Source organism: Bacillus sp. AFS029533 (genome assembly GCF_002585125.1).
In the GTDB taxonomy this organism is placed as follows: domain Bacteria; phylum Bacillota; class Bacilli; order Bacillales; family Bacillaceae_G; genus Gottfriedia; species Gottfriedia luciferensis_B.
The window spans coordinates 115,196-128,641 of record NZ_NUQC01000027.1 but is presented as its reverse complement, the minus strand read 5'-3'; the positions used below and the strand labels follow the sequence as shown (position 1 = coordinate 128,641).

The 13,446-nt window shown below is 31.4% G+C and carries 14 protein-coding genes; 4 read left to right on the top strand and 10 right to left on the bottom strand.

The window, feature by feature from the left end; translation table 11 throughout:
• Nucleotides 1–44: 44 nt before the first annotated feature.
• Nucleotides 45–611 (bottom strand): SLOG family protein, encoded by a 567-nt coding sequence (locus COE53_RS16105; protein ID WP_069031898.1) that lies wholly within the window; start codon nucleotides 609–611, stop codon nucleotides 45–47.
• Between the two features lie 669 nt (nucleotides 612–1,280).
• On the opposite strand from COE53_RS16105, the gene COE53_RS16100 reads away from it, so the two are divergent.
• Nucleotides 1,281–2,009, top strand: a complete 729-nt coding sequence (locus COE53_RS16100; protein ID WP_069031897.1) for a GntR family transcriptional regulator — start codon at nucleotides 1,281–1,283, stop codon at nucleotides 2,007–2,009.
• Nucleotides 2,010–2,047: 38 nt separating this feature from the next.
• Here the strand turns inward: COE53_RS16100 and COE53_RS24585 are convergent, their stop codons facing one another.
• Nucleotides 2,048–2,857: a YppG family protein gene (locus COE53_RS24585; protein WP_439097764.1), complete on the bottom strand. Its 810-nt coding sequence runs from the start codon at nucleotides 2,855–2,857 to the stop codon at nucleotides 2,048–2,050.
• Between the two features lie 199 nt (nucleotides 2,858–3,056).
• On the opposite strand from COE53_RS24585, the gene yppF reads away from it, so the two are divergent.
• A complete protein-coding gene (gene yppF / locus COE53_RS16090; RefSeq protein WP_084006691.1) occupies nucleotides 3,057–3,233 on the top strand; it encodes a YppF family protein in 177 nt (58 codons plus the stop codon).
• A 136-nt stretch (nucleotides 3,234–3,369) separates the two neighbouring features.
• On the opposite strand, the gene COE53_RS16085 is transcribed toward yppF, so the two are convergent.
• Together COE53_RS16085 and COE53_RS16080 are read right to left on the bottom strand one after the other, a co-directional pair.
• Nucleotides 3,370–3,621: a hypothetical protein gene (locus COE53_RS16085; RefSeq protein ID WP_069031896.1), complete on the bottom strand. Its 252-nt coding sequence runs from the start codon at nucleotides 3,619–3,621 to the stop codon at nucleotides 3,370–3,372.
• Between the two features lie 860 nt (nucleotides 3,622–4,481).
• A complete protein-coding gene (locus tag COE53_RS16080) occupies nucleotides 4,482–5,489 on the bottom strand; it encodes a DUF2515 family protein (protein WP_069031895.1) in 1,008 nt (335 codons plus the stop codon).
• A gap of 94 nt (nucleotides 5,490–5,583) precedes the next feature.
• On the opposite strand from COE53_RS16080, the gene recU reads away from it, so the two are divergent.
• Together recU and COE53_RS16070 are read left to right on the top strand one after the other, a co-directional pair.
• Nucleotides 5,584–6,195, top strand: a complete 612-nt coding sequence (gene recU, locus COE53_RS16075) for a Holliday junction resolvase RecU (RefSeq protein WP_069031894.1) — start codon at nucleotides 5,584–5,586, stop codon at nucleotides 6,193–6,195.
• Nucleotides 6,196–6,245: 50 nt separating this feature from the next.
• Nucleotides 6,246–9,017 carry a transglycosylase domain-containing protein gene (locus tag COE53_RS16070; protein WP_098948373.1) on the top strand — a complete coding sequence of 924 codons (2,772 nt, stop codon included), beginning with the start codon at nucleotides 6,246–6,248 and terminating at the stop codon, nucleotides 9,015–9,017.
• Between the two features lie 101 nt (nucleotides 9,018–9,118).
• On the opposite strand, the gene COE53_RS16065 is transcribed toward COE53_RS16070, so the two are convergent.
• The 6 genes from COE53_RS16065 to COE53_RS16040 form a co-directional block, all read right to left on the bottom strand.
• Entirely contained in the window at nucleotides 9,119–9,622 is a 504-nt protein-coding gene (locus COE53_RS16065) for a YpoC family protein (RefSeq protein ID WP_069031892.1), read from the bottom strand.
• Nucleotides 9,612–10,274, bottom strand: a complete 663-nt coding sequence (nth, locus tag COE53_RS16060) for an endonuclease III (RefSeq protein WP_069031891.1) — start codon at nucleotides 10,272–10,274, stop codon at nucleotides 9,612–9,614. Before nth ends, COE53_RS16065 begins: the two co-directional genes overlap by 11 nt.
• 230 nt (nucleotides 10,275–10,504) lie before the next feature.
• Nucleotides 10,505–11,233 (bottom strand): DnaD domain-containing protein, encoded by a 729-nt coding sequence (locus COE53_RS16055; RefSeq protein ID WP_069031890.1) that lies wholly within the window; start codon nucleotides 11,231–11,233, stop codon nucleotides 10,505–10,507.
• Between the two features lie 271 nt (nucleotides 11,234–11,504).
• On the bottom strand, nucleotides 11,505–12,692 hold the full coding sequence (locus tag COE53_RS16050; RefSeq protein WP_069031889.1) for a pyridoxal phosphate-dependent aminotransferase: 1,188 nt from the start codon (nucleotides 12,690–12,692) through the stop codon (nucleotides 11,505–11,507).
• Nucleotides 12,693–12,707: 15 nt separating this feature from the next.
• Nucleotides 12,708–13,172: a cell wall elongation regulator TseB-like domain-containing protein gene (locus COE53_RS16045; protein ID WP_069031888.1), complete on the bottom strand. Its 465-nt coding sequence runs from the start codon at nucleotides 13,170–13,172 to the stop codon at nucleotides 12,708–12,710.
• Between the two features lie 11 nt (nucleotides 13,173–13,183).
• Entirely contained in the window at nucleotides 13,184–13,354 is a 171-nt protein-coding gene (locus COE53_RS16040) for a YpmA family protein (RefSeq protein WP_069031887.1), read from the bottom strand.
• Nucleotides 13,355–13,446: the final 92 nt, after the last annotated feature.

The window sequence follows — 13,446 nt, the reverse complement described above, 5'->3', positions numbered from 1 at the left end:
CCTTCTATTTTTTCAAACTCTTCATAAATTGTCAATTATCTATTCTATAATTCCCTATATTTATTATCATCATTCTCAAATGACTCATCTGCAATCACTTGTAAATCATCAAATGTGATGATTTCTACAGAATAATTAAATAGTTCATTCTTCTTGTATGCTAAATCATATAAATATCTAGGACTACCTTCTTTTTCATTATCGTAAAATAAAATACATCCGTCACTTTTACTTACTAAAAATTCATTTTTAGCTTTTAGCTGTATTGGAGATTCGTATGGTTTTCTTGAAATTGAGTCGACGTGATCCGCCCCAATTAAGATTTCATTATAATATTCTTTATTTGATTCATTCCAATTTTTCTCTTGTTCTTCGTAGGGGGTAAAAATACCCAACTTTAATTCGGGATAATCAAGTTGAAGTTCGAATACTACCTCTGCGGCCCATAATTCAGTACCCATTTGCCCTGAAATAATAATCCATTCTAGTTCATCTATAAATAAAAGTATTTTATTTTTAATTGCTTTTTTTATGTACTTAACTGCATCATGTTTATTCGAAAAAATTCCTAATTCAAATGATTTATAACCAGATATAAGTAGTATCTTCATATTACCTCACAATAATAAATTAGGAAGAACTTAAAGTTCTTCCACAAATTAAATTTTATTTTATTAAATACTCTGCATTTTTTCAAATAATTAGTAACAAATATAGATTGTAAGTATAAATTTATCTCGCTAAAATCATTTATTTAAATAATATTCAAATGTAGAAATTTATATAGAGGGAATCTAATATTTAACTTTACATGGTAGTCATAAGCTTAGTGGTAATCAACTATTAAGACCAATTTAAGATCAATATTTCAATATTTGATTGCTGCTCATAGAGGATATTTTATTCCCTTTTAGATTAGTTATTGTGATAGGAATATTATTGTTAAAATTTTTTCGTCGAAATCTTATGATAAAATTACATATAAAGCTTGTTTAAAACTCGTAAAAATAATTAATGTTAATGTAATTGTGAAAAAAAATAAAAAAAGTATTTTGTTCAAAATTATCCTCTCCAATATCCTAAATATACTTTAATGTCAACTTTTTTATTTTATTAGGTTTGAACATATTTCACAACAATAAAATTAATAATGATTAAAAGTTTAAATATTCTGATTTTTGCGAGTATACACAATGATTGCCGAAAGCACTTTATTCCTTTAAAATGAGTTATGAAATCGTTTTAAATATAGATAATTAATGCAATTCAAGGAGTAAAAAATGATTAACAAAAATTCCCCAATACCAATTTATCATCAATTATTAGAATACATAAAATGTAAAATCGCCTCAGGTGAATACCCTGCTGATGAATTGATTCCATCAGAAAGAGAGTTTTCAGAGAAATTCCAAATTTCTCGTATGACCGTTCGTCAAGCATTAAACAATTTAGTTCAAGAAGGAATTGTATACAGACAAAAAGGTAAAGGTACATTTGTTAGTCGTCAACAAGTTGAAAAAAAAATTAGTAGATTAAATAGTTACACTGAAGAAATGATTGAGAGAGGTTTAAAACCGAGTAGTAGATTAGTTCAATTTGATATTTTAAATTCCGATAAAGCGTTATCCAATATACTAAAGATAAAAGAAAACGATCCTATTTATTTTATAAAGCGGGTCCGTTTAGCAGACTCAATTCCTATGTCGATTGAAAGTATCCACGTGTCATGCGATATAGCTCCAAACCTAAATCAAAGTGTTTTGGAAAAATCATTCTTTGATTATGTAAATGCCAATATTCCTGATCCTATTCAGTATGCTGATCAATCGATTCAAGCTAGAATGCCTTCTGAAGAAGAAGCACAATTATTAGAAATTCCGCCGAATTGTCCCGTATTGGCAATTTATCGTACAACATATTTAAGAAGTGGCAAAGTTTTAGAGTACGAATTGACTGTATACAGAGCAGACCGCTACAAGCTTGTACATTCTTTATCTAGAACTGATTAATAGTATAGAAGTAAAAAAGCCAGGATATCCTGGCTTTTTTATTTGAATAAAACCCCTATTTGTTTAAATAGTCCACCTACTTGATTCATCGTATTCATCATTTGACCCGCAGTAGACATCATTTTTGGGACATCGTATGAACCTGAACCATTTTTAAATTGATTTAATATTGATGAAAACTGAAAAGATTGACCATTATTATTTTGTTGGTTTAATTTTTTTGGTTGAGTTGGATAAGGTGTACTAGGCGCAAACATTGGTGGAGTTGTAAATGGACCTTGTTGTAACATTTGAGCATGTTGAGGTTGCATTGAATACTGGTGATTTTGAGGGCTGCTTAAATAGTTTGTTTGATTACCGAATTGTGAAGGATACGTTTGCATATATGGATATTGGTTTTGCACCATTCCGTAATAATTAGGATCGTATTGATACCCTTGGTTATATGAAACAGAAGGATGCTGCATCGAAAAGTGTTGTGGTGCTGCATACTGGATTTGACTTTGATCATAACTACCTGTTTGAATTGATGATCCCCCATAAGGAGATGGCTCAATCATCTGTGATTGTTGGATTGATTGGGTTGATTGTGTTGCTGGTTGAACTGGTTGTGTTAGTTGAGTCGATAGTGCATGTTGAGTTTGTTGTGATTGAACTGGTGGTTGTAGTGTATTCATAGTAGGGTTTTGGGAAAAAGGTTGAATTGTATTTCCATAGTAACGCTGATTTTCATTAGATATTTGATTCATTTCTGGAAAATTAAAATTCTCATCAATCATTTGATTTTGCTTTCTAAACCATTCAAAGCTGTTATCTGAATGATTTGGAGGAAACATTTGAGATTTCATATTCTCACATCCATTTAAGTTTTCTCATTTATAAATATGTTACAAATGCCTATTCTGTTACTTCTATTATCATATGCGCTATTTGTCATAATATGTCGGAAGTTTAAATTTTTAAAAAAATTTAAATTTTAAATATTTATGGTACATTTTATTTAGTTATACAAGTTGTTAATTAAATTTTAATGTTGGAGGGGTAATAATGACTTTACAAGAATTAAAGAGCAAGTTTATTTCATCTAAAAGTTTCGAACCAACTGACTTTAATCAATTAATGGACTTTTTACAACAAAATTACCTAAATGGTGAGGTTACTATTCAACATTACAGAGAATTAGTTAAAGAACTTGAACTATTTGGCGCTTGTAAACCAATTTAGTAATCGGAAATATAATATTATAAGAAATAAAGCGATACACATTTACTAAATTGTAAAAGTGTATCGCTTTATTTCATTCCATTATTCTAATAGCCCTTCATTCAAAACAAATATGTTTTACTTTTATCTATATTTATTAAATATTAAATGCTAGTTGTCTTCCTAAAAATGGTGTTGATATCCAACTACCACCCTCTTTTGCTTGACTTACTTTCTTTTCAAAATGATGAAGATGCACTGTTGTTGACTGGATCTTATTTAAAAGTAAATTCTTTTCTTCATCACATTTTTGATCAATTCTTAAAGCTAAGGAGTGCTCAATAAATTCAACCTCATTTAAAAATTCATCAATTGCTCGAAAAAAATCTTCTCTTTGAATTAACTCCATACAGTTCAACTCCTCTTCCTAATTTTCTAAATTTTCTTTACAAGATAAATTCAACAATAGTTCATCTACCTCCTTCCCTAGTGACAAAACTAGAACTATTTCGCTAAACAAAGTGAATAAAGTTATTTTCGTCTATAATTTCGACAAAAAAACTTGTAACGTGGAACAGAAATGGGAAAGGTATATTACATGGAGGTGTTTCAAATGGCAAAAAACAAAAATGAAAAAAAGAAAAAACAAGAAAAAAGTAAAAATCAGCAAACTGGTAATCCAAAATTAGATGGCCCTAATTTCCCAGCTACATAAACATAGGGAACTACTCGAATTTGATTAACATTCTTTCTATTGAAAAATCGATTAAAAAAAAAAAAGCTAGCATTTGTGTGCTAGCTTTTTTTTCTCAGGGTGTTGAAATATAAAACTGTCTATAGGTATAACAAAATTTTGGGATAGTATTGATGTTAAATTTTTTTTTTTATAGTTATTAACCATATTAAATGTTCATGTGCTTCAAAAGTTTTAATATACCAACAAACTATAGTAATTGTTTTTTAGGAAATTAAAAATATAAAGAGCAAATTTTAGGTATATCGTTTTAAATGATTAGTTTATAGGTTGATGTTCAATCTCAAGCGACTTAAAAACTGATTTTTAAACTGTTACACTAAGTAAAGGATATTAAATTATGTTCTTATCACAGACTTCTTTTGATGAATTAGTTGATTGGAATGGAGGGATGCTCGACTCCTATGGGATATGCAGGAAGGCTGAGACCCCGCAGNNCTACTCCTTTTACGAAAATTTGATAATTATTATTGATAAGATTGTTTTTCAACATCAAGAGAAAAAAGCTAACATTTTTATTGAAAGATCGATTTCAATTTTAACAATGAACCAAGCAGCTCTTGCTTTATTAAAAAAGATTGCTTAAAACTATCTCCATTAATAACTTCCTCATATTCATACCATTCATTTAAAATTTTACTATTTGTATACCAATCATCCTCAATCGTTCTCGTGTGAGGAATTATTGGATAAACATCTCTTAATTTCGGATTATTTGAACTTGTAATTCCAACTAACCCTTCATAATCATTTCTACTGCCTGTGTGTATAGTATGCTTAGCAAAATCGATAAATTCATTGTGTAAGTCCTCATGAAATAAAATTGAATATAATCGTTTACCAATTTGAATCCTTTTCGTTAAATCTTCAAATTGGTAAACACCAAGTCCATAAAGTTCACCATTTCTAGTTGGAAATATAACATAACTAAGTTTTAATTGTTCTTGTAGTTTAAATGCTAAAGAATTAAAAACTTCACTTTTAAAAAATTTATTTTGAATGACTGGTCTTTCAATCATATTTTGTTCATTAATAATCAATGAATAAACTAGTCTTTTCTTATCACGATCCGTCCAATATTTCTCCCATTCAATTTCCATAAAACTAGATACTGAAAAATATTTCAATAAATAAAATAATGGTTTATTTTTCACTCTTGAATATTCAAATAGAAGCAATTGTGGGAATGCATCTAAAAAAATAATCCAATTTGCCCGTTCATATGTCATAAAAAGCTGTTTTCTTTGTTTTACACTTAAACCATTAACGAATAATTCGTTTTCCAAATCAGTCATGTTATAGCCTGCATTACGCGACACCATACTTGCAAGAAAAGACCACTCTATTTCACTTTGTCTTAAAAAATATTCTTGGTATGCAATCGTTCTGGAAATATTATCTGCATTATATTTTACTGTTTCTTTCTTTATTAAATCTATAAGTTTTGCTTCTTCCTGTGATAAATTTTGAGCTTCCCTTCTTTTTTTTATGAAACCTTTCCAGCTTTCATGGTTTGCATTCATTGACTCACCCCAAGCAATCTGGTATTTTTTTACACGAACATCTGTTTTAGTGCTATAATACGAGTTGTATGTAAATTAAGTTGGAGTTGGTTTTATGACAATAAGTTACCCAAATCGAAGAAATAATGTAGTTCAAAAAAATCAAAAAAATAACGAAATGCAAGTAAAATCAAATAATACTTATAGTAATCGCGGAATGTCCCTTGAAGATGATTTAAATGCTACTAATACGTATTATTTATCAAATAACATCGCAAACATACATAAAAAACCAACACCTGTACAAATCGTAAAAGTAGACTATCCAAAAAGAAGTGCTGCAGTCATTAGAGAAGCCTATTTTAAGCAACCATCAACTACCGATTATAATGGCATCTATAAAGGGAAGTATATTGATTTTGAAGCTAAGGAAACCAATAATAAAACTAGTTTTCCTTTACAAAATTTCCATTTACACCAAATAGAGCATATGGAAAATGTACTGAATCATGGTGGAATTTCGTTTGTCATATTAAAATTTTCATTATATAATGAAATTTATTTTATGAAAGCAACTGATATTCTTACCTTTTGGAAAAGGCAAACAGATGGTGGAAGAAAATCAATTTCTAGAGAAGAATGCAAAGAGTATGGAACATTACTTAAACCAAGTTATCCAATCATTGTTCCTTACTTAAAATGTATCGATGAACTTTTTGTAATTTAATATTTTAATAATTTCATTAAGTTCATTTGAAAGGCAGGAGAAACAAAAAAATGGCAAAAGAGTATAGTTCACGACAAGAACGAAAACAAATGGAAATGGAAAAGCCTTCAAATGTCAAACCAAAAAAACGTGAAGGTTTATGGAAAAAGATTACTTTATCAATATTAACTTTAGCTGTACTTTGTATTCTTGGGGGAGTTGGAACTTTCTATTATTTAGTAAGTGATGCACCTAAACTTGATGAATCAAAGCTTAAAGTACCTTTATCGTCTACGATACTAGATAAAAATGGGAATGTTATTGCTGAGCTAGGAACTGAACAAAGAACGAAAGTTTCATATAACGAGATTCCTAAAGTAGTAGAAGATGCATTTATTGCTACTGAGGACGTACGTTTTTATAAACATAAAGGTGTTGATATCCGCCGTGTGCTTGGCGCAGTTTTAGCCAATATTACTGGTGGATTTGGATCACAAGGTGGTAGTACGATTACTCAACAAGTTGTCAAAAACTCATTCTTGTCTCCACAAAAAACAATTAAACGTAAAGTACAAGAATGGTATTTATCATTCCAGCTTGAACAAAAATATTCTAAACAACAAATTTTAGAAATGTATTTAAATAAAGTTTACTTCTCAAATGGTTTAAAAGGCCGTGGAGTTTATGGTGTAGCAAAAGCAAGTGAAACATATTTTAGTAAAGATTTATCAAAAATCACATTACCTGAAGCAGCTACACTTGCTGGTATGGTACAAAGTCCAAATAACTACAATCCAGCAAAACATCCGGCTGAATCAGAAGCTAGAAGAAATGTTGTTTTAAGCCAGATGAAAAAATATGGATATATAACAAATGAACAATATGCTAATGCAAAAGCAATTCCAGAGAAATCAATAGTTAAAGTTCATGAAAGTGGTCAAACAAAGTATCAAGCATTCATTGATGTCGTTATGGATGAGGTAAAAAAATACGGTGATGCAGATATAAATACAGATGGATTAACAATTGAAACAACTTTAGATCCAAAAGCGCAAGCTAAAGCAGATGAAATCATTAATCGTGGATCTGATTTTTATCCAAGTGATGATTTCCAAACTGGTTTTGTATTAACTGATACTAAAACAGGTGAAATTAAAGCTGTAGGTGCTGGAAGAAACACAACAAGTGGTGGTCTAAATTTTGCAACAGATATTAAAAGACAACCTGGATCAACTATTAAACCAATCCTAGACTATGGTCCTGCGATACAATATTTAAAATGGTCTACTAATCATCAACTTGTTGATGAGCCATATCAATATTCTGATGGGACACCTATTCGAAACGCTGATAAATCATATAAAGGTAAATTATCGATTCGTAAGGCGTTAATCGGTTCAAGAAATATTCCTGCATTAAAAACAATGCAGCAAGTTGGATTAGATAAATCACGTGAATTTGGTAACGGACTTGGATTTAACTTCCAAAAGGACAGTTTTTATGAGTCTCATGCAATCGGTGGATTTACAGGTGTATCTGCGATGGATATGGCAGGTGCATATGCAGCCTTCGGTAATGGCGGTGTATATATAAAACCACATGCTGTTACAAAAATAATCTATCAAGATAAAACTGAAAAAGTATTAGCTCCTGAACCAAAACAAGCAATGAGCGATTACACTGCATATATGATTACAGATATGCTACGTGACGTTGTTAAAGCTCCAGGTGGTACGGGTGGTAGAGCTAATGTACCTGGACTTGATATGGCAGGTAAAACTGGTACTACAAACTACCCACAAGAAGTAAAAGACAAATATGGCTTCCCTTCAAACGCAACTCGTGATAGTTGGTTTGTTGGTTATACTCCAGATGTAACTATTTCAGTGTGGACTGGGTATGAGAAAAATAAACAAGGTCATTATTTAAGTAAAACATCAACAAATATAGCTAAATATATTGCTAGAGATATGTTAGCAGCAACAGCTGATCCTTCTTCAGAGTTCCATAAACCAAGTTCAGTTGTAAAAGTACAAGACGAATTATATATTAGAGGCGAAAAAATGGATGATCTACCAACGCCAGATACATTAGATCCAGCTAAAGGTGTTACAGCGAAATATGATGAAAAAACTAGCAGTGTTTCGTTAAATTGGCAGTATCCTTCTAACTTACTTGCTTCTACTACTTTTGAAGTAAACTATGATATTAACGGTGTTAAAGGCCAAACTCAAAAAGTAAATGGAACATCTGCAAAAATTAATGGTATCGTAGCTGGAAACAAAGTAAAAATTACGATCGTGGCAACTAATGGCGATACTAAGAGTGCTGCGGTTACTGTTACAGTCGATTTAACTACTACCCAAGAGCCTACTACCCCACCAGCTGATAATAATGGCAATGGTAACGGTAATGGCAACGGTAATGGCAACGGTAATGGCAACGGTAATGGCAACGGTAATGGCAACGGTAATGGCAATGGTAATGGCAACGGTAATGGCAACGGTAATGGCAATGGTAACGGTAACGGTAACGGTAATGGTGACGGCACGGGCACGGGTACTGGTGACGGCACGGGTACTGGTACTGGTACTGGTGACGGCACGGGTACTGGTGACGGCACGGGTACTGGTACTGGTGACGGCACAGGTACTGGTACAGGTGATGGCAATGGTGGCGGAACTGGAGATGGTAATACAAATCCTACTACACCACCTACTACGCCAGATCCAACAAAACCAACTAAACCATCAAAACCAACTAATACGAATCCAACTTCGTATAACTCAGATTCATACTCAAATAATCGATTTAATAAGTTGGAACGTAATATTATTGCATAAATTAAAAACCTCCTCGTTTTTTGAGGAGGTTTTTCTATGTAACTAATCTAAACATTGGAGCCTAAGTATAACCAATTATCTCTAAATCTAAAAAAGCCTCCTCATTTTGAGGAGGTTATTTTTTGCTTATAATAAAGCTTTTCTAACTCTGTATATAAACCCGAAAGTTGAATGAATGAGTGATAGTGATCTGGTTGATTTAATAAAAAACTAATACGCTCGTCTAAATTAATTGGCTTTATTTTTAATTTATCTAACTCAAGTAATAAATTATTTAAATTAAGCAGCATTTGGCCATTAATCCATGTAAGAATTGATATAAAATTAGCTAACCCTCTTATCATCGGCTCACTTGCAAGTTTTCGATTCCGTTGTTTAAAGTAATTAGAAATGTGTTCAGATTCCTCTTTCCATTCATTAAACATCTCTTTAATAATTTCATCACTTTCATTCGGGATGTTAAAGCTCTCATTATCTAGAATCTGAATGCTTTCATAAAAAAACGGTTTATTTTTAATTTTAATTTCTTCATTCATTTTGTGTTCATTACCATTGTCTTTATAAAATGGCGCAACAATAAAATCCTTATAAATATTATTTGTCATTTACTTTCTTCACTTTCATTCGTTTTTTTCCTTCTCTACACAGATCAAGTAAAGGACATACCTCACAACTCGGCCTTTGGGCTTTACAATGGTATCTACCAAAAAATATGAGTCGATGATGAGTTACTCCCCAGTCCTCGATTGGAACTTTTTTCATTAATGTCTCTTCTACTTCTAAAACAGAATCTTTCCAACGGCATATAGCTAATCTTTTTGAAACCCTTTCAACATGAGTATCTACTGCGATTGCTGGAATGTTAAATGCGACTGACATTACTACATTAGCAGTCTTTCTACCAACACCTGGCAATTTTACGAGCTCTTCTCTTGTACGTGGAACTTCTCCATTAAATTCATTAATAATCATTTCACTTAATTTTTGGATATTTTTTGCTTTGTTCCTGAAAAGTCCAATTGAGCGAATATCATTTTGTAATTCCTCTAAAGAAACATTTAAATAATCTTGTGGTTCTTTATATTTTTCAAATAGATTTTTTGTCACTTTATTTACTAAAACATCAGTACATTGAGCGGATAAAGCAACCGCTACTACTAATTCAAACGGATTCTTATGGTTTAATTCACAATGTGCATCGGGGAACATATCACCAATTGTATTAAGAACCTCATTTATTTGTTGTTTATTCATCATTTCAAAACACTCCTTACTAAACAAAAGCGAGGAGCATGTCCTCGCTTCAGACTGCCCGTCAAGCGCTCGCTTTCTTCGTTGTTTCGCCTGTCTGCGGTGCTCATTACCATTTAAAGGTAACTCCGCTCCTCACCAAGCTTCACGCCTCGAAAGACAAACGCTTTCAGACAGTCTGAAAATCAAATTTTTGTATATTTTTTACACAATAAAGCGAGGAGCATGTCCTCGCTTTATTTTTCAAGCCAATTATAAAAAGGAATTGATCCTGTATACTTTGTTTCGTTTTGTGGTTCTCTTGTTTCTTTTTTTCTAAAATGCTTACTATAATTCATTGCTTGGTCTACTTGCTTTATTCCATTTTTCTTCCACTCAAAAAGAATACGATCTATATAACGAAAATTTAATTTCCCACTTATAACTGCTTCTTTAAGTGCAGTTTTTATTAGTTTTTCATTATGATCATCTTGGTCCATCCACATTGTTAAAGTTTCAATCTCAAAAGGAGACAATAATCTACCAAATTCTTTTTCGAATACTAAGTAAATTGATTCCTCTTCTTGTTCAATAATTGAAGGAATCGTATGTTTTTCATTTGATTGTTGACCATTTTGGGTCAAATCAACTAATTTTAACCATAACGGAGAAAGTGAGTATGCCTCACATCGTAAATTCTGATGGTCAATTTCTTCCGTAATTTCTAATAAACCTTTTTTAAGAAGTTCTCGAATAACTTCCATACATTTTTGTTCATTTATTGACATAATCTTTGCTAATTGAGTAGGTGTTGGAAACGTATGACCTTGTTGTTGAAAAGAGTAAAGCTGTAGAATCATGACTAGTTCTTCTTCATTTATGCTTAAAGAAGAATAATGACTGAGAAGTATATTTGGAATACTAGTATTCCCAAATTGAATCCAGTTTAGAATGCTATTATTATTCACTTCGAACACCTCTAGCATAGTATAGCATGATTACATAAAATATACATTAAAGAAAACTCGTGAAATAAAAATAAATAGAGGCATGTAAATCACACCTCTATTTTAGTATATCTATTTAGTATTTAAAAAACCAACTAATAAATTATTTAATTAAGGATATCGTCTGTTTAATAAAGATGAAATGCTTTTTTCTAGTGGTGTTTAAAATTCATACATAAAATTTATTGAAAAAAGCTAAGCATATGCTTAGCTTCAGTATTTAAAAATATGAGTTTCCAACTGATTGAAATTAACTTAAAATACTTGCTTTCATAAATTGCTCAATGCGTTCTAAAGCTTTATCTAACTGTACTTGAGATGTTGCATATGATAGGCGGATATTATCAGGAGAACCAAATCCTGAACCAGGGATTACCGCTACATTAGCTTTTTCAAGTAATTCAGTAGAGAATTCATCTACATTTTGATATCCAGCCATTTTAGCTGCCTCAGTCACATTTGGGAATAAATAAAATGCACCATTCGGTTTAACACAGCTAAATCCTGGAATTGAAATTAAACGCTCGTACGTTTTATTTAAACGATCTTCAAACGCTACTCTCATTTCTTCAACAGGACCATCACCTAACTCATATGCTTTAATCGTAGCGATTTGAGCCATTGTAGTCGGATTTGAAGTAGAGTGACTAGCAAGATTTGTCATAGCATTAATTATTTCCTTATTACCAACTGCATAACCAATTCTCCATCCTGTCATTGAATGAGATTTTGATACACCATTGATAATAATCGTTTGCTCTTTAAGCTCTGGGCTTAATGAAGCAATTGAAACATGTTTTGCACCATCATATACTAATTTTTCATAAATTTCGTCAGATACGATTAATACATCATGTTTTAAACAAATTTCTCCGATTGCTTTTAATTCTTGCTCATTATAAATCATACCAGTTGGATTACTTGGTGAATTTATAATGATCGCTTTTGTATTCTCTGTAATCGCCGCTTCGATTTGTTCAGGTGTTACTTTAAATTGTTGATGTTCATACCCTTCAATAAATACTGGTACACCTTCTGCTAATATAACTTGCTCAGGATAGCTTACCCAGTATGGTGTCGGAATAATTACTTCGTTACCTGGATCTAAAATCGCTTGGAAAAGTGTGTAAAGTGCATGCTTTGCACCATTTGTTACAACAACCTCTCCTGGAGAATAAGTTAATCCTTGATCTTTCAATAACTTATCACAAATAGTTTTTCTTAAAGCTGGTAAACCGTTTGAAGGAGTATATTTAGTTTGGCCTTTAAGCATTGCTGAATAAGCTTCTTCAATAATTTCAACTGGTGTATTAAAATCAGGTTCACCTGCTCCTAATCCTATTACATCAATTCCTTGATCTTTCATCTCTTTTGCTTTTGCTGTAATAGCTAGTGTTGTAGATGGTGTTAGTGCACTTACTCTTTTTGCTAGTTTCATCTTGTTAATTTCCCCCTAAATACTATAACGTTTTAAAAGCTCTCCATTTTCGAAAGCAGCGTAGTAAAAATTATATCGGCCATTTTGGTCTATATATACTACTTCCCAAAGTGGTATTTTGTTCTCTATTCCTAACTTTACTTTATGTATTTTTCTTGGGTTTCTCTCACTGACTACTTTGTCAATGATTTGTTTTTGAGACAATCCTTCACTTTTCTTTCGTGTAATAACTTCTCCATCCTGTACCCACGCAATCATTTCATTATTTGCATCATCTTTACCACTTACAACGATCGCTTGTTCTTTTCCATGGAAATAATCAGATGTTTCCACAGATTTTAAATACCCTTGATTTAAAACAAGTTCTTCGGCATGTTTTTTATCATCATTTAGCTTTGAAATTGATGATTGATATGTGGCGATTAAAAATAATGAAAGAAAAATGATGCTTAATCCAAGGATGACTAACCATTTTTTCATATATACCTCATTTATGTTCGATAAATTGTAAATACCGCATATTCTTGATCTTCTTTATCAAGTGCAATTCCAAACATTAAATCTTTTTCTTTTAAAGTACGATTTAAACTATCAACAATTTTGTATAAATCTCTAGTATATTCAATTTTTGTTGTTGATAATACTTCAATATTTGAATTCATGTTGCTCCTCCTAAAAATGTATTATAAATACATTACAATTTATGTCATTATACCACACGTCTAACCTTAAATCCCCTACTATTCTCATGCTA

What these genes read in the sequence shown, in the direction of transcription:
- COE53_RS16065 (WP_069031892.1), bottom strand. Translation starts at nt 9,622, where the DNA reads ATGACAAATAATATTTATAAGGATTTTATTGTTGCGCCATTTTATAAA.
- COE53_RS16070 (WP_098948373.1), top strand. Translation starts at nt 6,246, where the DNA reads ATGGCAAAAGAGTATAGTTCACGACAAGAACGAAAACAAATGGAAATG.
- COE53_RS16080 (WP_069031895.1), bottom strand. Translation starts at nt 5,489, where the DNA reads ATGAATGCAAACCATGAAAGCTGGAAAGGTTTCATAAAAAAAAGAAGG.
- COE53_RS16100 (WP_069031897.1), top strand. Translation starts at nt 1,281, where the DNA reads ATGATTAACAAAAATTCCCCAATACCAATTTATCATCAATTATTAGAA.
- COE53_RS16045 (WP_069031888.1), bottom strand. Translation starts at nt 13,172, where the DNA reads ATGAAAAAATGGTTAGTCATCCTTGGATTAAGCATCATTTTTCTTTCA.
- COE53_RS16040 (WP_069031887.1), bottom strand. Translation starts at nt 13,354, where the DNA reads ATGAATTCAAATATTGAAGTATTATCAACAACAAAAATTGAATATACT.
- COE53_RS16085 (WP_069031896.1), bottom strand. Translation starts at nt 3,621, where the DNA reads ATGGAGTTAATTCAAAGAGAAGATTTTTTTCGAGCAATTGATGAATTT.
- COE53_RS16055 (WP_069031890.1), bottom strand. Translation starts at nt 11,233, where the DNA reads ATGCTAGAGGTGTTCGAAGTGAATAATAATAGCATTCTAAACTGGATT.
- COE53_RS16050 (WP_069031889.1), bottom strand. Translation starts at nt 12,692, where the DNA reads ATGAAACTAGCAAAAAGAGTAAGTGCACTAACACCATCTACAACACTA.
- COE53_RS16105 (WP_069031898.1), bottom strand. Translation starts at nt 611, where the DNA reads ATGAAGATACTACTTATATCTGGTTATAAATCATTTGAATTAGGAATT.
- COE53_RS24585 (WP_439097764.1), bottom strand. Translation starts at nt 2,857, where the DNA reads ATGAAATCTCAAATGTTTCCTCCAAATCATTCAGATAACAGCTTTGAA.
- recU (WP_069031894.1), top strand. Translation starts at nt 5,584, where the DNA reads ATGACAATAAGTTACCCAAATCGAAGAAATAATGTAGTTCAAAAAAAT.
- nth (WP_069031891.1), bottom strand. Translation starts at nt 10,274, where the DNA reads ATGATGAATAAACAACAAATAAATGAGGTTCTTAATACAATTGGTGAT.
- yppF (WP_084006691.1), top strand. Translation starts at nt 3,057, where the DNA reads ATGACTTTACAAGAATTAAAGAGCAAGTTTATTTCATCTAAAAGTTTC.